The sequence below is a fragment of the Verrucomicrobiia bacterium genome (assembly GCA_035495615.1).
GTDB lineage: Bacteria > Omnitrophota > Omnitrophia > Omnitrophales > Aquincolibacteriaceae > DATJFP01.
Map to the genome: position 1 here is coordinate 17147 of DATJFP010000005.1, position 19226 is coordinate 36372.

Sequence of the window (19226 nt, forward strand, 5' to 3'; positions counted from 1 at the left end):
AATGCAGGCGGGGTTCTCGCTAAGACTAACATTCCTAACTCGCTGGGCATAAAAAAAGCGGGAATGTTCTTCCCGCTTTTTTTGAAATACCAGATTAGATTTTCACGTCAACGTCATCGGAGGACGCCCGGCGCGCGGCCAAACGTCTTTCTTCGATCATTCTTTTGATCTTCTCGCGGCGGCGCGTTTCTTTCATCCGGTCCATCATACTGTCCAGCCATCCCGTCTCTTTTGAATCTTTATGCCGGACATCCGCATCCATCCGCTTCTGCACATTTTCCGGAGAAGGCTTAGGGGGCATGAGCGGATCCAGCTTTGTTTCTTGCTGGGTCAATATTTTGTCTTCCGGACCGGCTGCCATGGAGTTTTCGTCCGCGATATCATTCGCGGGCAATTCGGGAATTCCAACGATCCGGCTTTCTTTGCCCGGCTCCGGAGAGAACATAAAAGGCTTTAAGCGCCCCTGGGGAGCGTCTTCATCTTCGTTTTCATCAGTCTTGGCTTTGTCCTCTTTGTCTTTGCGTTTTTCCTTTTCGTCTTTATGTTCAGGCTGGTCCTCGTCGATCTTCACCGTGCGAAAGCCGACCGGCCGAACCACCAGATGCACGACAGCGCCTTCGACGATATCGCCGCTGCCTTGATAGTCCTGAGAATTTCCCGCCCCCATGTTGCTCTTGAACGTAAAGACATAGGAAGCGTTCGAAGAAAGCATGGCGGAAGCGGACGCATCCGCCGCTCCTTCGGTGCCCGCGGCCGGATTCGGCTCAATTTTCAATTTGCTGATTTGTCCCAGCTCTTCCTTCATCTCCAAAGCCCGCCGTATAAGCTGGCGATGGACGTTCAGCATTTTCTGAGACTTCAGCGTGGCGGTGTTCGCGGTTTTAATATCTACGCCGGTTCCCTCCTGGGAAACCGTCGGATGAATTTCCTCAACAGTCGCGGAAGAATCTCCCTGACCCGCAATTTCTTCCTTGGGTTCCACGGAAGAAACGGGGGCGTCCTGGACAACGGGTTCCTTGATCGTTTCTCCGGAAGAAACCGCGGGCTCTTCAAGGATGGGCTTAAGCGGTTCTTCAACAGGCGTGTCTTCGATCGTGCCTTCATGAATTACCTGATCCCCCGCCGTTTCCGTGGCAGCTATTCCGCTCCCCTCTACCGCGAGCGTCCTTCCCTGCTCATCGACCGAAGAAGATTCCGCGGGCACCTCTTCATGACTGACGGCCGTCTCACCGGATACAATGCCGCCTTCGCGGCCCTCCACGGGGACCTCGCTTCCGTCTGTCACAGTCTCTTGCGCGCTCACCGCCTCACCTTCTCCCGCCGGCTGCGCGGTGTCCTGATGAATCTCTTCTCCGGATGCCGGGTTCTGCGGCTCCTCGGCATTCATGATGTCGGATGCAGAGGCGCCGGAATTCTGGCCGGTGCTTTCCTCGGTGATAATGGCGGCGTGTCCGGGCATTTCGATGGGATCTGCGTCACGATGCTCCGCCTGGATATCGCCGCTCGCCGCAACCTCTCCCGCAGGCTCTTCTGCCGGCTGGCTGGAATCTTCGTGGATCTCTTCCGCGGCGGCGTGCTCTTCAGAGGCAAGAGTTCCCGAGAAGATGGGCAGTCCATTCACCATCGTGCCGTCGAATCCCAAAACAACGTCCGTTTGCTTTTCTTTGAATTCCGCCATGTAACGGCGGATGGGTTCCGTAAGCCGCACGGCGAATTTGCCGCTCGACTCCAGGCTTTTCAGGCCGACGAGAATGGCCGAATCCGGCTCCAGATTCGGAATAATCCCCGCGAAGTGTCCGGTGATATCGAAGCTCCGGCCGACCTCATCCACGATTTTTCCATTCCCCATTTCGACATTTGCGATATGGAGGCTCAGCTGCCTGTGCGGCCCTTCGCCGGTTCCGTTATTTTCTTCCATCAAATAAACCACTTTGTGGGCGCAATCTTCTCCCGTGCATTCTTTTTTAGGGAAATTGGTCAGAACCATGACCCGCGCGCCGCTATCGTGATGAAACCCAGCAAGCATGTCCTCGACGTCTCTTTTGACGGACGGCTGCGCGGGAGTTTCCGGATGCTGCGGGTGTTCCGGGTGCTCGGGGTGTTCCGGATGCTCAGGATGCTCCGGATGTTCGGGATGCTCTTGGGCATTCTGCTCGACATGTTCCTCAGCCGGATTCGCGGCATGTTCTTCGACCGGCTTGTCCCTATGCTCCTCAGCCGGCTTATCGATATGCTCTTCAATCTGTTCGTCGGCGTGCTCTTCGGCGGGTTTCTCCACATGCTCGGCCGCATGCTCCTCGACCGGCTTCTCGACATGCTCTTCAGCCGGCTTGTCGGCATGTTCCTCAGCGTGTCCGAGAGCTTCGTGCAATTTGGCTTGGATTTCTTTTGCCTCATCCAAAGCCTTCGCCACCTCATCGACGATCTTACCGTTCGCCTTGGTCCAGGCTACGGTATCGCCCATTTCCTTTTGGATGTCGGCGACCGTTGTGGGAACCGTGTTTGATTCTACGGTTTTCACATCGGCGTCATCGACCTGTCCATCCTCGTTTTTATCAAAAACCTCAACCGCCCGATGGTTAATCCGGCTTAGTTTTTCCACTCCAAGATTGAGATCATCGATGTTGTGCGCCGTCAGGCTTTGAAGGCCCGCCGCCAAATCGACATTGGCCCCCTCAAGCTGGGACTGAAGTTCCCCTTCCGTTTGAGAAAATTCCTGCGCGATCTTTTTGAGTTCGTTCAGCTGGTAAACCTGGGCCGAGACATTCTTGAGAAACACAATCCTTCTTTCCATGAGATCCCGGCTGTTGAGCTCCGGCTTCGGCTCCCGTTCCGCTTTCGGTTCGGGCTTATGATCTTGGACGGGAGTTAATTTGATCTCGACATGGAAAGGTTCTCCCTGTCCGGGCTCACTTCTGCGGACGCTGGCGATGCCCGTAAAACGGCGGCCTTCGGGATTTTCGATTTTGACTTCAAACACCGCTTTGTCTGAGGTCGGCTCCAGTTCGTAGCGGCCTTTGTCGCCGAATTTTTTCGTCAGGCGCTGGATCACCATGTCTTTAAACGACACCGCATTGTCGGAACCGCCGAGGCTTCCCGGAAGAAGGGCCGGCGCCTTGTCATGCTCGCGGCGCTCTTTGGCTTCGCGGATTTTTTCTTCAAGCGGGAGGCTGCCAATGTGGACGGCTCTGCCCGACTTGACGTCGAAGATTTCCGTTTTGCGGTCCGTTATTTTACTTTCTGCTTCTTTGGCGTAATCCGCGTAAGGAGGAAGGCCGCTGTGCTCTTCTTGTTCTTTCCGGCGCTCGATGGCTTTGTCGATTTGGCCTACGCCGATAACGGGCGTGATCCCATTATCGGTCTTTTGGATTTCGGCCTGCTCTTCCGCGAATCCCAGCGGACCTCCCTGCGTTAATACCATGGCGAAAGAAATCGCCACCGCCAAAGATTTCAGGCCGATGTTGGAGCGGATGATCATAGATTCCCCCTCAAAAAGATTTTTCCAAGAATGAAGACTTTTGCTAGTCGCCGTACTATAGATATCGGTGTTCACTCAAAAGGTTACTTCATGATAAAAAACTTTTCAAGCGCCTTTAAAAACTACATATAAACCAAGGCATCATGTGAGGTTACGCGGGTTTAAGGCGCTTTAAAAAGTAGGATAAGTCTGGCGGGTGGGGTTACCAGCTGCCCAAAGAGGCTTTCAGCTGGCGCGCATAACGCCGTGAAAGCGGTATTTTGGAAGCCAGGGGAGGCTTCAGGAGAATCTCGAAATTCCCGCTGAACATCGGAGAAACTTTTTCGACTTTGTCGAGATTGACGATATACGCCTTGTGGGTCTGCGCGAATCGCGAAGCATCCAGATTCTCCAGCAGGTCTTTGAGCGTGGAATTGACGATCAGTTCTTTGCCCTGGAGCACCGCGATGACTTCGGTGTATTTGGCGTAGAAATAATAAACTTCCTCGGGATTGATCACGACGCGGTCCTTCGCATTCCGGGCATGCCCCATCCATTTTTTGAGCATTCCTTTTTTTGCCAGATGTTCTTCGAGGGCCATGAGCCGTTCCTTGGCCGCACCTTTCATCTGCACCAGTTCCTCGGCGTGTTCGAACGTTTTCCGGAGGCGCGCCGGATCATAAGGCTTGAGAATGTAATCGATGGCCTTGGCCTCAAAGGCCTCGATCGCGTATTGATGATAAGCCGTGGCAAAAACGACCAGCGGCGGCGAAGGCCAGTCCGCCAGCTTTGCCGCGACTTCGAGCCCGGAGATGCCCGGCATTTCGATGTCGAGAAAAACCACGTCGATATCCGGCTGGGCTTTCAGCTTTTTCAGGGCTTCTTCGCCGGTCGAGGCGGTTTCCGCGACCTGGAACGCCGCGTTGGCACTGACGAAGCGCGACATCTCGTCCCGCGCCAAAGGTTCGTCATCGACGATCATGACTTTGATGGCCATTATTTTTCCCCTTGAGATACAGGCAGCCTCACCGTGACGGAAAGCCCCTGCCCAGCCTTGCCCGAAAATTTCAACCGATGCGCCTTCCCGTAAAGCCGCACGAGCCGCTGGTTGATGTTCTGAAGGCCGATGCCGAATTCTCCGGAAGCATACTCCCGGCTCAGGATCTTTTCCATGGTGTCTGCATCGGCTCCCGCGCCGTCATCCTTCACTTCCACTTCCAGGCATTTGCCGCTTTCCGAGATCCGGATCGTGAGCCTGCCGCCCTCTTCTTTTTTGCTGATGCCGTGCTTGATCGCGTTTTCGACAAGCGGCTGCAGGACGAGGAATGGGATCTTCGCGTTCCAAAGCGCTTCGGGGATTTCGATGACTTTCTCGACCCGGAGCCTTTCCTGGAAACGCGCCTTTTCCAGCTCCAGGTAGGAATCGATATAGCCCAGCTCCTCGCGCAGCGTGATTTTGTCGTCCACGCGCTTGATGGCCCGCCGGAAGAAATCCGCGAGGTTCAAGACGAGCTTGCGGGCTTCGTGCGCGTTCTCCCGGTGGCAGATGGCCGAAATGGTATTGAGCGCGTTGAACAGGAAATGCGGGCTGATCTGCGCCTGAAGGAACAAGAGTTTGGTCTGGAGAAGTTCCGTTTCCATTTCACGCCGGTGATCTTCGCGCAGAATTCCGGAAACAACGGCCAGAAAAACAAAAACCGCGCCGCCTTCCATCAAAGCGAGAAAAAGAATGCTCATCAGGGCGTAAGTCCAGGAGAGTTCCCGGGCCAGAGGGATGTAGACCAGCGCGCCGTGAAGCGTGCCGGCCGCGGCTCCGGTGAGCAGGCCGGCTTTGGCCGTATTGCGAAACGAGCGTATCGAGCGCGCGCCCAAACCGCCCAGCGTTCCCGCAGCAAGCGCGATCCAAAAATAAACGTGCAGCTCGGGATTCAGGACCCACCGGAACGCTCCCACCAGAAAGCCGGAAAGCACGCCCGGCCACAAGCCTCCCAGAAGGCCTCCGATGGCCAGGAGCACGACCTGGATGTCGAAGAAAGCCCATGCGGATTCGCCGTAACGGGACACGTCGAAAAATGAAAAAAAGAGCGCCGTGATCACGGTCATCATGGCCAGATACACCTTGCCCATGACCGAGATCCGGTCCGCGTGCAGCATGCGCCTGAAATACGGAACACGGATCAGGAGAAAAGCAAGGAGCGCGAGGATCGCGTATTTCTGAATGATTTCGCGGTAGATCTCCAGCCATTCCAGCCTGAAAGTTCTTTGAAGGTGTTCGGGGCGCTGCGAGTTGATGAGCGCGAGGTCTTCCAGCGCTTCTCCCAGGATCGTGTCCGCTTTCGAAAATTCGCCGTTCATCATGGCCTGAGAAGCCATCCGGATTTTGGGAAGGATGTGGAGGATGTCTTCTTCCCCGACGTTCAGCTCCCCGGCAAGGGCCACGGCCTTATCGTATTTGGCCACGACTTCTTTTTGAGACGGGTCTTCAGCGTGCGAAGGCGCGGAAGGGAAAAGAAAGAAGCAGAGGACAAAAAGAAAGAAAGCGGAAAAAAACCGCTTAGGAATGGAGCTTTTTCTCGAGGATTCTGCGGCGCTCTTCATTGATTTCCGAACGTTGATAGTGGATTCCGGGAGGCAGATAAGGTCCCAGATTTGCCGCGGCCAGGGCGATATGGGAGGCCACGTTCAGCCCGTCTTGTTTATATCGGGCGTCGGCGCGTTTTCCTTCATTCGCGGCCTTGCGGTAGAGCTGCTCGAGGACGCGGTAAGCCTCGGCCTTTTCCTGCTCGGTCATGCGCTTGTTCATCAGAATGCTCAGCCAGGGATGGATCTGGTCGAGCGACTGGAAACGCAGCAGCAATTCGGTCTGCCGCATCATTTCTTTTTCTTTGTCCTGCAGGTCGGAAAGCGCCTGCGCCTGGACAGCATGTTCGGTGCCCGGAGCCGGCATGATAAGCGACGGCACGGGGCGTGAAGAGGCCAGAATGCGCTGCCGCGCGGCCTTCAACTTGAGCACCTTGATAAGCAGCCGTTTCTTGCGCGCCCGCTCCGGAAGGTAAACGCGGCGCATCCTCTCCGCGGTTTGCGCGAGCGCTTCGTCCACGCTGCGGAAAAATTGGTTCAAGAGGCGGTCGATCTGCCCGTCGAGCTCCCGGTCTTCCTGTTTCTTCCCTTCCTGTTTTTGGGAATTTTCCTGCAAATATTCCGTGAGCATCTGGAAAATTTCGTCGTAATGCTTTTGGCGTATCTGCCTGGCCTCTTCGGAATTGGCGCGCACGATTTCCACGGGCGCTTCCTCCTCGCGGACTTCCGGCTTATCGGAAGCGACTTCTTCCTTTCTTTCCTCGATCGGAGCGGCGATAGGCACCCGGGCTGCCGGAACATTTTCCAGAGGACCGGAAGTGACTTCGACGGATTCGATCTTGAGGGAAACGGTTTCCTTGTCTTCCGCCGCGGGCTGCTCTTGCGAAGGCGCGCCGGGAACCGCCTGCTGGTAAGCGGCCGAAGCCTTGGAGAGAAAATCATTCGCGTCTTCGTTGAGGGGTTCAATCGGAATAATTTCAGGGGATTTTTCCGGTTCCGGCGCCTTTTTTTCTTCTTCGGGCGGCGCGCTTGCTTCGGCCGTCATCATGCTGTACACCGCGGCTTTGAAGGCCGCAAAGAAAATGACTTCATTGCGGACACCGTTTTCGTCCTCTTCATTCGCCGTGATGCCGTCTAAGACATTATTGATTTTTTCTCCGGCGCGCTTTTTCTGATCCGCGTTCAGCCGGCTGCCCTCGGGCTCTTTTTTGACTTCTTCCTGGGGCTGATCTTCTTCAGCAATGGGCGAAAGCGGATCTCCATCCAGAAATTTTTCCCAGCTCGGTCCCTGGGAAGCGTCGGCCTCAGGGATGGCGCGTTTGGCTTTGTTATATTCGATGGCCGGCGCGGAAGACTCCGTCAGCGAGGCTTCTTGATCCTGATAAGATCCGGATCCGGCGAAAGCGGCAGGGAGCGCCTGCGAGAAAGCTAAAGAAAGACAGATCGCAAGTGACAGGACACGTGTTGGAAGATCGGTTTTTCGGTTCATGCGGAATACTTTTTCGGGAAAGTCCCGATTCCTTCCGATAAAAACTTTATACCGCTATTTATAAAGTACTCAAGGATGCTTTTCAGAACAAGTCATAAGGGCACCCATCATGTAGCAAAATCAATCAGGAAAGATCAGGCTTGAGAGGATTCGTCTTTGCGGACAAGCCAGTTGTGAAGACTGAAGGGATGACCGGAGGTAAAAAAGAATTTAAAACCGATGAGGGCATTGGTGAGATCAACGATCGCCATTTGGCGCGTGGTGAGCTGCGGTCCGTACTGGCCGAAGCAGCCGCAGGAACCTCCGGCCGTGCCCCAGAATGACGGGCTCGACACCAGGACCGCGACGAGACTGGCCGACAGAATTCCAAGCACAAGCGAGCTCAGCCGCGGCGCGTATCCCAGAATGACAAAAACGCCTACGATCCACTCCACCCACGGCAATCCGCGGGACAGCGGGTCGAGCAGGAAAGGCGGGATGATTTCGTAGTGGCTGAGGACCCCGCGGAAATTTTCGTGAGGCTCCATCAGTTTCAGGAATCCCGCATAAGCATAGATGCCGCCGAGGAAAAAGCGCATCGTAAGGTAAAGGGCGGTCTCGAGTGTTTTCTTCATGCTCAGCTTGCCGCGGGTGCGGGGGTTGAAGGCGTGGGCGTGGGCATTGCCACGGGGACCGATGCTGGCGCAGCCTCGGGTGCCGATGCCGGCGCGGCCTCGGGTGCCGATGCCGGCGCGGCCTCCGGCTCCTGCGCTTTTTCGGCGGGAAGCTTCAGCGTCCTGTGAATAATTTCTTCCGCTTTGGTTTTCAATTCCAGATGCCCGACAGCCCGTTCTTTGTTGATAAAAAACGTGGGCGTGGAACGCACCTGCAGCCTGTCTCCTCCCTGGCGCTCCTGCTTGATCTTTTCCTGAATGCCGGTATCGGCCAGGCACGTGGCGAAAGCATCCACATCGAGGGAAAGGATCTGCGCGTCCTTAAGAAAAAGCTGGGTCGGATTTTGAGGGCCGGACCAGACCGCCTGTTCCTGGAACAGAAGGTCGTGGTATTCCCAGAATTTTCCCTGCACGGCCGCGCACTCGGCCGCCTGATGCGCGATGGAAGACCACTGGTGCCCGGCGAGCGGGAAATGATGGAAGACCACGCGGATTTTGCCCGGATACTTTTCGAGAAGCGCCTTCAGTACCGGCTGCGCGCGCTGGCACGCGGGACATTGGAAATCGCTGTACTCCTGGATCTCGATGGGGGCGTCGGCAGGGCCTTTGACTTTCGGCTCGGAAGCATACGCCTGCGGCAATTCTCCCAGATGCACGAAATTACGCCGGACGACCAGGACCCCGGAGACCAGAAACACGGTGAGAAAAAATCCGGTCAGCATGTATCGAGCATTCATAAGACCTACCTCTTTTGTTAAGGCTGCTACGCCGGCTTCTTCTTGTTGACGATGTCCTGCAAATCGCCGGCCGCAAGCACCCGGAACGCGTAAATCGTATTGTTCCCCGCTTTTTCGGCTCTGTCCAGCGCCCTTTCCGCGAGATCGAGCAGATTGGCTTCGGCTTTGACGCCGTCTTCGGGAAAACTCGCGACGCCGAGACTCATGTTCAGCCGCATTCCGGACGGAAGGCCGAAGTCATGGCGGCCGGCCGCTTCCAGAAAACGCCGCGCGTAAACCAACGCGCCTTTTTTCCCGGTGTCCGGCAGCATCACCAGGAACCGTTCCTTCCCGCAATCGGTGACTATATCATTCCTGCGGCTAAAACTCAGCAAGAAATCCGAAAAACGGCGCAGCGGGATGCCTGCTTCATCCCACGCGGAGAATGCCTTTTCGCCGTCGAGGAGCTGCGGCCGGATCATGACGACCGAAAGAGAAAAAAAATACCGGACCGCCCGCTGGAATTCCGCGCCAAGCCTTTCCTTTAAATACTGGTCATTGTAAAGGCCGGTGATGGGGTTTTTCAAGTCCCCGCCGCAGGTCTGGCGCTCCAGGCGCGCCACGGTCTCGCTCAATTCGCGGATGCGCAGGATCTGACGGGCAAGGCATTTGATGGAATCGGCATTGAGCGGCTTGGAGACCATGGCGAAAACGTTTTCGCCCAAGGCATCGGCGTCGAATTCGCGGTCCGGTTTGTCGGAAACAACGACAAGAGGAACCGCCGGGAAAGACTGGTTCAAGGCGCGGAAGGAATCTTTGGAAGTTTCTTCCAGGAGGACGGCCTCCATGAAAACGGCGTCGAAGGACTGGCGCGAGAGTTCTTTTTCGGCTTCTTGAATGCCGGACACGCGGCGCACGGCATGTCCCGGCGCGGGAAAAACGGCGCTGAGAAAGCGGGATAAATCCTGGTCTCGTTCCACTACGAGAAACAAAACGCTCATAAATCTCCGGAAACCGGAGCCGACTGCCGGTTGCTTTTCCGTGAGTACTTTAAGCATGTCCGCCGAAAGGCCGAAAGTTAGATTCTGACCGTTTTCTTGTTAATTTCAAGAATTTGTTTGTTGATGCCTTCCAGCGCCTGAAGCGCCTCCAGGGACACAGGGCTGCGAAAGCTCCAGTTCCCGTCATTGACCGTGCCGGGAAAATTGATTCTCGCATGCCAGGGATCGGCGTCGAAATAGTCGCCCAGCGAAAGCCAGTCGTGGATCAGCTGGATGCAGAAAACGGCGCGGCTTTCTGAGGCTTTTTCAAGGGACTTTCTCACGAACTCCCGCACGGGCGGCGTTTCCCGGCAGCCCAGATAGCCCAGGAATTGTTCCTTTTCGTGGAACGAAAGCCGGTGGAGGTCCAAAAAGGCGCGGATGTGATCGTGCGGGCGCTCCAGCGCATATGCCAGCGCGTCCGGACTGGAAATTTCCTTTTTCCAGCGCAGCCTGCCGTAGACCGGCGGCTCGAACAGTTTTTGCTTCATGGCCGCGGGATCCATGTGATGCGTGCGGCACATATTATCGAAGAGCCCCTCGTCCGCGGTGCCGACTTCGTAGTTCCACCAGCCGAGGAAGATTGACATGTCATGCGTGGACATGAGCGCCAGCGAGTTTTTCCGGTACTCGGACGGCGCTTTGAATTCCCCCTGTGACTCCCAATGCCGCGTCCAGCGCTGCACGTCCATTCCGGGCATCGCATACTCCCGCAGGGTTTTGTACGAGCACTCCGGGACAACGCCCAGGTCCTCGGCGCAAGGAAGCATGTCCGTGTTGGAGACCATCACATCGATGATTTTTTTTCCGTGCTCTTCCCAAAGCGCCTCGTTCTGAGGATCGAAGACCCCGTATTTGCCCGCGTTCTGAAGCGGTTCGTGGACGGCGATGGTCCAGAGGCGGAAAAGCCCCACGACGTGGTCGATGCGGAACAGGTCGTAAAAATTCTGCGCGTAGCGGACTTTCTGGATGGTGTACTCATGGCCGTGCGCCGCGATCTCTTCCCAGTTGTAAGGAGGCATGCCCCAGCGCTGCCCTTCGGCAATGTAAAGATCGGGCGGCGCGCCGGAAACGCGGTCCAGCTTGAAATAGTTCTGCCGCGCCCACACGTCCGCGCTGTCGCGCGAAACAAGGAGCGGCAGGTCGCCCAGGATCAGCACGCCTTTGCCGAGAGCGTGGGCCTTGGCCTTGCGGAATTGCTCGCAGCACTGCCACTGCAGCCATTCGTAAAAGCGCAGACCTTCCTTTTCTTCGCCGCGCAGACGGGCCAAAACGCCTTCATGCCTTTGCCGGTATTCTTCGGGCCAGCTTTCCCAGGACCCGGGATGCTTGTCCTTGATCACGCGGAAAAGCGCGTAATCCTCGAGCCAATAGCGCTGGGACTCTGCGAACTTGCCGAAGGCTTCCGGAAATTTTCCGCCGCAAGCGTCGAACATGGCGCGCAGAAGCGCGAGTTTGGCGCGCTTGATCCCGTAATCGACGCGCGGCCGGCTCAGCGGAAAGTTTTTCCGCAGCTCTTCGATCTTCGCGCGGTAAGGCTTCGGATCCACGCCTTCGATCTGTTCCACATTCAGATAAAGCGGCTCGAGGGCAAAGCTGCTTTGGCCGTCGTAGGGACGAAAGTCAAAGCCCACGTCGTTCAAAGGAAGAAGCTGGATCAGGCTCAGGCCCGTCTGCGCGCACCAGTCCGCCAGCCTTGTGAGGTCCGGGTATTCGCCGACTCCGAGGCTCTGGGCGGAGTGCAGCGAAAAAAGAGGAACGCACACGCCCGCGCGCCGGCGGGTTCCTGTTTTCTGCCATTGCCGGGACAGGGGCGAGGACAGGAACTCTTCATATTCCTTCGTCGACGTATGAGGCTCGGCTGCGTTCATAAGGCTCCTAATTTTTCGAGCGGAACGGATAAATGAATTCTGTTTTTTTGGGAATGCGCAGGCGCTTGGAAAGGCTTTCCGCGAAAGCCATTTCCATCTCGTCCCAAAGTTCAGGCGCGATGTCGTCTCCGAGTTTGAAACTGCCGCCCGCGATCGGGCCGTGCCCGCCCGCCTCGCCGCGGTTGGCGAAAATGTCCCGGAGGATCCTCCCCGCTTCCACGCCCGGCACGGCCGTTCTCAGGGACACGTGGAGATTGCCCCGGAATCGCCCCGTGCAGCACGAATAACGGACTCCCTTGCACGTGAGCAGGAAGTCTGCCGTCTGCGAAACAACGTCAGGATTTTCCACGGAACCGAGGTGAGAAACTATCAGGCCCCTTCTGACCATGGCGCGCTGGATTCCCTTGGCCAGCGTACCGAAAAAGCGGCGGGAGCGCGTCGGGTTTTGGATGCGGGCAAGCGCGCGAAGGTCGCAAAATGGGATGATGTCGCGGTAAGTATCGATCACCTGCCCCTGCGGCGCGCGGTAAAGATTCAAGGTGTCCGTCAGAATTCCGTACGCAAGCGCCGCCGCGAGGCGGGACGGAATCACGCCTTTTTTCAAAAGGAGAACAGCCCGGGCGAGAATCACGCACGTCGCGCCGCAGTCAGGATCCACGATCGTGAGGTCCGCCGAAGGTTTGCCGAGTGAGGCATGCTGGTCGATGATCATCGTCGCCTTCCGGTTTTTGGGAAAGGAGTTGTTTTCGAATTCGGGCTGCGTGTCCAGAAGCGCGGTGTATTGATAGCGCTTCAAGTCCGAATGCTTCAGCTTGTGAACGGGAAGCTTCAGGATCTGCACCATGCCCCGGTTTTCGTTGCGCCCGAGAATGCCGCCGTAGACCACGCGGGAAACAATGCCGAAATGTTCGGCAATGTACTGGAGCGCCACGGCACTTGCCAGCGAATCAGGGTCAGGATAATCGTGGGTCAGGATGAGAAGCGGCGAGATGCTTTCGCGCCGCGCTTCCAGGAACCGCAGGATGCGGCGCGCATTGCGGACGACGTTGAAACGGCGGGGGTCTTTATTCACGCCCGCCCCCCTTGTTGTTTTTCCGGTACTCCTCGAGCAGCCGCTTCAAGTCCGAATCCGCGGACCGCAGCATCTGGGAGCCGACGAAAACAAGGATGGAAAACTGCCAGCAGTCTTCCGGGCCCAGCACCAGGCCGGCCGTCATGTTTTCTTCTTTTTGGAGCAGGGCGAGATAATGATCGGCCGCCTGTTTCAACCGGCCATCGTAAACAGAAAGGGAATCCGTGAGGTTGTTGTATTTGAACGAAGGGAATTGAACGCCGCGGATCAGCAGGAAGTTCATGAAAAGGTCGGCCTCGCGTTTTTTCTCGGCATTCCAGTCGAAGCCTTCCCATTGCGGGCTGTTCGGCGGCAAAAGAAGCGAAGGCTTTTCCACCACGACTTTGCCTTTGCGCACGAACGTGTCGCGGGCGCCATGGTACTCCGACAAAAAAATGTAGGACAGGGGCGTTTCCTCGAACGTAGACAGAGGCTGGATGCGCGGACGGAGGATTTCGGTATGACGCAGCGCTTTTTCCCAGCTTTTCTCGAGGTCCATGAGTGAGTTCCTCTTTTTTAGAAACGCAGGATCTTCTTCAAAGCCGCGGGCAGAAACTCCAGAAGGTCGGACGCCACGAGTCCCGACCTTCCTTTTTGGGCGGCGGCAAGGTCTCCCGCAAATCCATGCGCATAAACGCCGAAGCGCGCCGCGTCCCAGGCCGTCAGGCCGCGCCCCAGCAGCGCGGCCACGATGCCCGTCAGCACGTCCCCGGTTCCTCCCGAGGCCATGCCCGCATTGCCCGTGGAATTGACGAACGTTTTCCCGGCGGGCGAAGCCACCACCGTGCCCCGGCCCTTCAACACCACGATCACGCGGTATTTTTCCGCGGCTTCCGTAGCGCGCTTCACCCGTTCCCGCGGCAAGCCCGGCGTCCTGCCGCCGAAGAGCCGGACAAATTCTCCGGGATGCGGCGTCACGATGGTCGCGCCGGGCAAATCCTTCAAAAGTTCCGGCCGTCCGCGGAAGGCATTGATCCCGTCCGCATCGATCACCTTCGGAAGCCCGGCCTTGAGCACCACGGCTCTTGCCAGACGCTGCGTTTCCGGCACCTGCGAAAGGCCCGGGCCGATCGCGAGCACGTCCTGGGTTTCCAGAAATTTCAGCACCGGCTTTGCCGCGCGAAAAGCCAGGCTTCCCTGCCGTGTCGAGGGAAAAGGACGGACCATCACTTCCGCCTCGCGCCGCGCCGCCACGGCATAAATTTTTTCCGGCACGCCTACGGTGACCAGTCCGGCGCCCGCGCGCATCGCGCCCATGCCGGCCAAGTGCGCGGCCCCGGTATAACCGATCGCGCCCGCGGCAATAAAGATCCGGCCGAAATCACCTTTGTGCGCTTCCGGCCGCCGCCCGAGCTTGGAGCGCATTTCTTTTTCGAGCGCGGCTTTCCTCATCACGCACGCCGCATGGCGTTTTTCATTTCCCGCACGGCCTGCCGCATCCCCGTGAACATGGCACGCGCCACGATCGAATAGCCGATGTTCAATTCCTCGATCTCGGGAATCCGCGCGATGGGCCCGACATTTTCATAATCCAGTCCATGCCCCGCATGAACGGCGAGCCCCAGCGCATGCGCGAGCCGCGCCGCTTGGGCGATCCGCTTAATTTCCCTGCGCCTGCGCGCCCCGGAGACTTCCGCATATGTCCCGGTATGAATTTCGATGGCATTGGCGCCGAGCTTCGCGGCCATGCGGATCTGCGGTTCGAGCGGATCGATAAAAAGGCTCACCGCGATTTTTTGGGCCCGGAGCTTCGGGATGAAAACCTTCAAACGCGCCGCGTGCGCCACGGCATCCAGGCCGCCTTCGGTGGTCAGCTCGCGCCTTTTTTCCGGGACAATGCAAACCTTCTCGGGCCGGTACCGCAGGGCAATGGACAAAATGCCGGGGTCGAGCGCCATTTCGAGATTCACGGGCACGCGGCCCTTTTGTTTCACTTCCGGCAAGTCGCCGTCCTGGATGTGCCGGCGGTCTTCACGCAAATGCAGCGTGATCTGATCCGCGCCGCCCTTCACCGCTTCCACGGCCGCGAGCGCGGGACTCGGCACCTTGCCGCGGCGCGCCTGGCGCAGCGTGGCCACATGGTCGATGTTCACTCCGAGCGAAAGCTTCCTGCGCTTCATGTTATTTCCGTTTCAGCATGGCTTTGACCTTGACGGTGGAGTCGTCCTTCAGGCTCACGCCTTCGGGAAGCACGATCTCGGCGGAAACTTCCTGCGAATCCTTTTCCATCTTGGCCGTGTCCACGTAGGCCAGCATCTTGCCGCTTTCCAGTTTTTCCAAAAGGCGCTTGGAGCCTTTGAGCACGAACGAAATCTGCTCCGGTTCCAGCTGCACCGTGCGCTCTTCCCCGGCGGGCTTCAGGACGCGGACGGGAACGTTCTCGAATTTCTTCTCGTCGAATTCTTCCTCGATCGGGATGAAGGCGTCGATGAATACTTCGCTGAGCGCCTTCACGTTGGAGGGCAGGTCGAGCTTCACGGTCTTGCGGAAGGAACGCGTGCGCCCGACAAGATCGATCGGTTCGGTCGGAATGCCGGTCAGCGATTCAAGTTGTTCTTTCGGGCCTTCGAGAAGAATGGCGTTGGGGTTGAGCTGGATTTCATCGGTCTTGATTTTGTAGCCGAAGGCCGGCTCGCCCAGGAAGTTGGGTTTCACCTCGAGCTTCTGGATGATGACTTCGTTCAGCGTGACCTGCACCACCTCAGGCTCGATTTTCAGGACGCGGATGTACGGCGACTGCAGCTTGATTTCGCGCGGCTCGAGCCGGAAGCTGTAGTCGCCGGACGTCTTCACTTCCGATCCGACTTCGTGAAAGGCCTTGATCTGTTCGGAAGTAAAACTGGAAAGCATGGCGCGCGGCACGCCGAGCGTGACTTCCACCTTGGGCGTGGACACCTTCAGGATGCTGAGCTGCTTATTGGAAAGCTGGATCTCGATCGGAATCGCGCGTTTAATTTCGACTTCCTCTTCCCCCACCGCGTAATACCAAAGCCCGATGGCCAGGATGAGCGAAATCACTTTGGCGCCCCAATCGCGCGTCAGCCACCGGATCATGAGGCGTTCCTTTCTTTGAAAAGGGTCCAGTTGGCCTTGAGAAAATCGGCGAGGCTTTTCTTCGACTGCGTTTCCGCGGAGCGGAACAGGCTGAGCAGCACACGCTTCAGGCCTTCGGGGTCCAGATCCCGCGTCAATTTGCCGTGCACGGAAACGGAAATGGCGCCGGTTTCTTCCGAGACGATGACGCAGACCGCATCACTCTCTTCCGTGAGGCCGATCGCGGCGCGGTGCCGCGTGCCGAGCGAGCGCGAGAGGTTCATGTTCTGGCTGAGCGGGAAAAGGCAGCCGCAGGACGCGATCCGGTTGCCGACGACCACGACGCCGCCGTCGTGAATGGGCGTGACCGGCATGAAGATCGTAATGAGAAGCTCCGCGCTGATCTTCGCATCCAGCACGATGCCGCTTTCGATGTAATTTTTAAGACCGGTATCGCGCTCGATCGCGAACAGCGCGCCCACGCGGTTGCGCGACATGTGCTCGCAGGCCTGCACGACTTCGTCCACGGTGCCGCCTTTTTTAAGGAAGGCTCCGCTGAAAGTGTTTTGGCCGATCCTGGCCAGGATGCGGCGCAGCTCGGGCTGGAAAATGACGAGGATCGCCAAAACGCCGACCGCGAAGAGTTTCGTGAGCACCCAGATCACGGTATGCAGCTCGAGCCATTTGGCGAGGTTGAACACCGCGGCCAGCATCATGAGCCCGGTCAGCACCTGCAGCGCGCGCGTGCCCTGAAAAAAACGGATGATGTTGTAGACGAGCGCCCAGATGAAAAGGATTTCCAGGATGGGACGCCAGAGCAGGATCAGAGTTTCCACCGTTCACCGTTTCCCGAAAAAGGAAAAGATCAGCGTCAGCGCGGCGCTGGCGAGCAGGCAGGTCATGAGCGGAAAATAAAAAACAAAGCTGCCTTTGCGGATGTAAATGTCGCCCGGAAAACGTCCGAGGCCCGTTTTACCGAAAAAAGTCAGCAGGAGGCCGGCGCCGATCAGAATGAACCCGAAAAAGAAAAGCGTCTTCGCCAGGTCGGTCATGCTTCATCCCATGCAGTTGAGGGCGGTTAGGACGTTTTAAGAGCCCTTACTATAACATAGCCGCTGCGGGACGGGCAACGGGCTTTAGCTCTAGAGAAGTTCGGCCTGGTGGGCGGGCGGCTTGGCCTTGAAGTGGTCGTAAGTGCGGCGGGTCAGCACGCGGCCGGAAGAGGTCCTTTTCAAAAAACCCCGCTGGATAAGGTACGGCTCGTAAATTTCCTCGATGGTTTCCGCGGATTCCCCGACTCCGACAGCCAGGCTGTTGACGCCTACGGGGCCGCCGTCACATTGGCGCAGGATGTATTCCAGGATGCGTTTGTCCATGGGATCGAGCCCCTCGCAGTCGACGTCCAGCATCTCGAGCGCCTTGTCCGCGACCGGCGCCGTGATCTTGCCGTCGGCCTTCACCTGCGCGAAATCGCGCACGCGGCGGAGCAGGCGGTTCGCGATGCGCGGCGTGCCGCGCGAACGCCGGGCGATTTCGCCGGTCCCCTGCGGGTCGATCTCGATCTTGAGGATCTGGCTGGACCGCTTGATGATTTTGCCGAGGTCATCGTTCTCGTAATAATTGAGCCGCTCCACGATGCCAAAGCGCGCGCGCATGGGCGCGGTGAGAAGGCCGCTGCGCGTCGTGGCCCCGATCAGCGTAAACGGCGGGATATTGATTTTCACCGAGCGCGCGTTCGGGCCTTTGTCGATCATGATATCGATGCAATAATCTTCCATGGCCGGATAAATATATTCTTCCACGACGTGCGAGATGCGGTGGATCTCGTCGATGAAGAGCACGTCGCCTTCTTCCAGATTGGTCAGCACGCCCGCGAGATCGCCCGGCCGTTCGAGGACGGGCCCGGAAGTCGTGTGGATGTTTGCGCCCATTTCTTTCGCCACGATGTTGGCGAGCGTCGTCTTTCCCAGTCCCGGCGGGCCGAAAAGAAGCAGGTGGTCGAGCGGTTCCTTGCGCAGCTTCGCGGCTTCGACGAAGACTTTCAGGTTCGTCTTCATTTTCTCCTGGCCTACGAACGCGTCAAAGCTCGAAGGCCGGAGCGTGAGGTCCGCCTCGGCGTCTTCAGGTCTCGCGTCCTGGCTGAGCATGCGGTCGGTCATGCCTTTTTCTCCACGGCGGCGCGCTCCACTTTCCGTGTCACGGTCTCTTCATGATCGAAAAGATCCTGCGACTCGCGGCTCTTGAAGCGCTCGCGCAGGAATGTGTCGAGAATGACCTGGTCGACTTCGTTGATTTCGACGAAAGACACCGACATGTAAGAAAGGCCGTGCGGCGCGTCTTCGACCCGGGTGATGCGGCCGAAAGCGGCAATCGTTTTCTCGATCGGCGGCAGAAGCAGCTGAAGTCGAACCATCTCTCCCGGGGCAATGCGCTCGGAGACGATGAGGCGCACGCCGGTCGCGCTGATGTCTTTGGTATTCGCGGTCCTGATCTCGGATTCGACCCCGCCGTGAATGACCATGTAGCGGGCGAGATAAGAGGCCTTCATCCGGATGGCACGCCGCGAATTGGAAGCCCGGTATTTGGGAGCGAAGAGATCCTTGAATTTCGACATGAGGTTCATGGCCTTCTCCTTTGTCCCGCGCCGCGGAACGAGGTTCCGTTAAGAGAACCTAGATATTTTTAAGCGACATGCGGATCAGGTCTTCCACCGAGAAATCCGCGCCCGGTCTTTCCTTCAAAGTTTTTTCCACCGCGTTTTTCGCGTCGCTCTTGCGGTAACCCAGCGACACGAGCGCCTGCAGGGAATCTTCGATGATCTGACCCTGTCCCGGCCGCCCCGCCGTAACCGGGGATTTTCCCAGCACCTTGGCCGCGACCAGTTTTTCCTTCAATTCCACGATGAGGCGTTCGGCCGTCTTTTTTCCGATGCCCGGAATCGCGGTGAGGACGTTCAAGTCGCCGGAGGCAATCGCCTGCTTCAATTCATCGATCGGAATGCCCGAGAGGACCGTCATGGCCGACTTGGGGCCGATGCCGCTCACCGCGATCAGCATGCGGAAAAGTTCCCGCTCGTCTTCGGTAAGAAAGCCGTAAATCTGGTGCGCGTCTTCGCGGATCACCAAATGCGCCAGCAGCCGCACCTGCGCGCCCAGCGCGGGAAGGCCGGAATAAGTCGAGACCGGCACCTGCACGAGATAGCCCACGCCGTTCACGTCGATCACCGCGGCGACAGGCGACTTCTCCACCAGGGTTCCCTGCAGGTATTGGTACATG

The 19226-nt window shown here is 57.7% G+C and carries 18 protein-coding genes; all 18 read right to left on the reverse strand.

What is annotated here, in order from left to right; translation table 11 throughout:
- Positions 1-94: 94 nt before the first annotated feature.
- Positions 95-3478: a hypothetical protein gene (locus VL688_00300; GenBank protein ID HTL46484.1), complete on the reverse strand. Its 3384-nt coding sequence runs from the start codon at positions 3476-3478 to the stop codon at positions 95-97.
- 202 nt (positions 3479-3680) lie between these two features.
- Positions 3681-4454: a LytTR family DNA-binding domain-containing protein gene (locus VL688_00305; GenBank protein ID HTL46485.1), complete on the reverse strand. Its 774-nt coding sequence runs from the start codon at positions 4452-4454 to the stop codon at positions 3681-3683.
- Complete coding sequence (locus VL688_00310) at positions 4454-5917, reverse strand: histidine kinase (protein ID HTL46486.1); 1464 nt, start codon at positions 5915-5917, stop codon at positions 4454-4456. Before VL688_00310 ends, VL688_00305 begins: the two co-directional genes overlap by 1 nt.
- Before the next feature lie 94 nt (positions 5918-6011).
- Positions 6012-7526: a hypothetical protein gene (locus tag VL688_00315; protein ID HTL46487.1), complete on the reverse strand. Its 1515-nt coding sequence runs from the start codon at positions 7524-7526 to the stop codon at positions 6012-6014.
- Between the two features lie 134 nt (positions 7527-7660).
- Entirely contained in the window at positions 7661-8140 is a 480-nt protein-coding gene (locus VL688_00320; protein ID HTL46488.1) for a DoxX family protein, read from the reverse strand.
- 2 nt (positions 8141-8142) lie between these two features.
- Positions 8143-8916, reverse strand: coding sequence for a DsbA family protein (locus VL688_00325; GenBank protein ID HTL46489.1), 774 nt, complete (start codon positions 8914-8916; stop codon positions 8143-8145).
- Positions 8917-8942: 26 nt separating this feature from the next.
- On the reverse strand, positions 8943-9896 hold the full coding sequence (locus VL688_00330; GenBank protein HTL46490.1) for a diguanylate cyclase: 954 nt from the start codon (positions 9894-9896) through the stop codon (positions 8943-8945).
- Between the two features lie 77 nt (positions 9897-9973).
- Complete coding sequence (gene malQ / locus VL688_00335) at positions 9974-11806, reverse strand: 4-alpha-glucanotransferase (protein ID HTL46491.1); 1833 nt, start codon at positions 11804-11806, stop codon at positions 9974-9976.
- Between the two features lie 7 nt (positions 11807-11813).
- Positions 11814-12878, reverse strand: a complete 1065-nt coding sequence (locus tag VL688_00340) for a DHH family phosphoesterase (protein ID HTL46492.1) — start codon at positions 12876-12878, stop codon at positions 11814-11816.
- Positions 12871-13416, reverse strand: a complete 546-nt coding sequence (locus VL688_00345; protein HTL46493.1) for a hypothetical protein — start codon at positions 13414-13416, stop codon at positions 12871-12873. The genes VL688_00340 and VL688_00345 overlap by 8 nt, the downstream gene beginning before the upstream one ends.
- Positions 13417-13433: 17 nt before the next feature.
- The gene (locus VL688_00350) at positions 13434-14309 is read right to left on the reverse strand and encodes an NAD(P)H-hydrate dehydratase (protein ID HTL46494.1); all 876 of its coding nucleotides are present in this window, start codon (positions 14307-14309) and stop codon (positions 13434-13436) included.
- A complete protein-coding gene (locus tag VL688_00355) occupies positions 14309-15037 on the reverse strand; it encodes a pyridoxine 5'-phosphate synthase (protein ID HTL46495.1) in 729 nt (242 codons plus the stop codon). Before VL688_00355 ends, VL688_00350 begins: the two co-directional genes overlap by 1 nt.
- Before the next feature lies 1 nt (position 15038).
- Positions 15039-15971, reverse strand: coding sequence for a CdaR family protein (locus VL688_00360; GenBank protein HTL46496.1), 933 nt, complete (start codon positions 15969-15971; stop codon positions 15039-15041).
- A complete protein-coding gene (cdaA, locus tag VL688_00365; protein ID HTL46497.1) occupies positions 15968-16786 on the reverse strand; it encodes a diadenylate cyclase CdaA in 819 nt (272 codons plus the stop codon). Before cdaA ends, VL688_00360 begins: the two co-directional genes overlap by 4 nt.
- A 3-nt stretch (positions 16787-16789) precedes the next feature.
- Positions 16790-17002, reverse strand: coding sequence for a DUF2905 domain-containing protein (locus VL688_00370; GenBank protein HTL46498.1), 213 nt, complete (start codon positions 17000-17002; stop codon positions 16790-16792).
- Positions 17003-17092: 90 nt separating this feature from the next.
- Positions 17093-18109: a Holliday junction branch migration DNA helicase RuvB gene (gene ruvB / locus VL688_00375; GenBank protein HTL46499.1), complete on the reverse strand. Its 1017-nt coding sequence runs from the start codon at positions 18107-18109 to the stop codon at positions 17093-17095.
- Complete coding sequence (locus tag VL688_00380; GenBank protein ID HTL46500.1) at positions 18106-18573, reverse strand: PilZ domain-containing protein; 468 nt, start codon at positions 18571-18573, stop codon at positions 18106-18108. The genes ruvB and VL688_00380 overlap by 4 nt, the downstream gene beginning before the upstream one ends.
- A 49-nt stretch (positions 18574-18622) precedes the next feature.
- On the reverse strand, positions 18623-19225 hold the full coding sequence (gene ruvA / locus VL688_00385; protein HTL46501.1) for a Holliday junction branch migration protein RuvA: 603 nt from the start codon (positions 19223-19225) through the stop codon (positions 18623-18625).
- Position 19226: the final 1 nt, after the last annotated feature.

What these genes read in the sequence shown, in the direction of transcription:
- VL688_00300 (HTL46484.1), bottom strand. Translation starts at nt 3,478, where the DNA reads ATGATCATCCGCTCCAACATCGGCCTGAAATCTTTGGCGGTGGCGATT.
- VL688_00305 (HTL46485.1), bottom strand. Translation starts at nt 4,454, where the DNA reads ATGGCCATCAAAGTCATGATCGTCGATGACGAACCTTTGGCGCGGGAC.
- VL688_00315 (HTL46487.1), bottom strand. Translation starts at nt 7,526, where the DNA reads ATGAACCGAAAAACCGATCTTCCAACACGTGTCCTGTCACTTGCGATC.
- VL688_00320 (HTL46488.1), bottom strand. Translation starts at nt 8,140, where the DNA reads ATGAAGAAAACACTCGAGACCGCCCTTTACCTTACGATGCGCTTTTTC.
- VL688_00325 (HTL46489.1), bottom strand. Translation starts at nt 8,916, where the DNA reads ATGAATGCTCGATACATGCTGACCGGATTTTTTCTCACCGTGTTTCTG.
- VL688_00330 (HTL46490.1), bottom strand. Translation starts at nt 9,896, where the DNA reads ATGAGCGTTTTGTTTCTCGTAGTGGAACGAGACCAGGATTTATCCCGC.
- malQ (HTL46491.1), bottom strand. Translation starts at nt 11,806, where the DNA reads ATGAACGCAGCCGAGCCTCATACGTCGACGAAGGAATATGAAGAGTTC.
- VL688_00345 (HTL46493.1), bottom strand. Translation starts at nt 13,416, where the DNA reads ATGGACCTCGAGAAAAGCTGGGAAAAAGCGCTGCGTCATACCGAAATC.
- VL688_00350 (HTL46494.1), bottom strand. Translation starts at nt 14,309, where the DNA reads ATGAGGAAAGCCGCGCTCGAAAAAGAAATGCGCTCCAAGCTCGGGCGG.
- VL688_00355 (HTL46495.1), bottom strand. Translation starts at nt 15,037, where the DNA reads ATGAAGCGCAGGAAGCTTTCGCTCGGAGTGAACATCGACCATGTGGCC.
- VL688_00360 (HTL46496.1), bottom strand. Translation starts at nt 15,971, where the DNA reads ATGATCCGGTGGCTGACGCGCGATTGGGGCGCCAAAGTGATTTCGCTC.
- VL688_00370 (HTL46498.1), bottom strand. Translation starts at nt 17,002, where the DNA reads ATGACCGACCTGGCGAAGACGCTTTTCTTTTTCGGGTTCATTCTGATC.
- ruvB (HTL46499.1), bottom strand. Translation starts at nt 18,109, where the DNA reads ATGACCGACCGCATGCTCAGCCAGGACGCGAGACCTGAAGACGCCGAG.
- VL688_00380 (HTL46500.1), bottom strand. Translation starts at nt 18,573, where the DNA reads ATGAACCTCATGTCGAAATTCAAGGATCTCTTCGCTCCCAAATACCGG.
- ruvA (HTL46501.1), bottom strand. Translation starts at nt 19,225, where the DNA reads ATGTACCAATACCTGCAGGGAACCCTGGTGGAGAAGTCGCCTGTCGCC.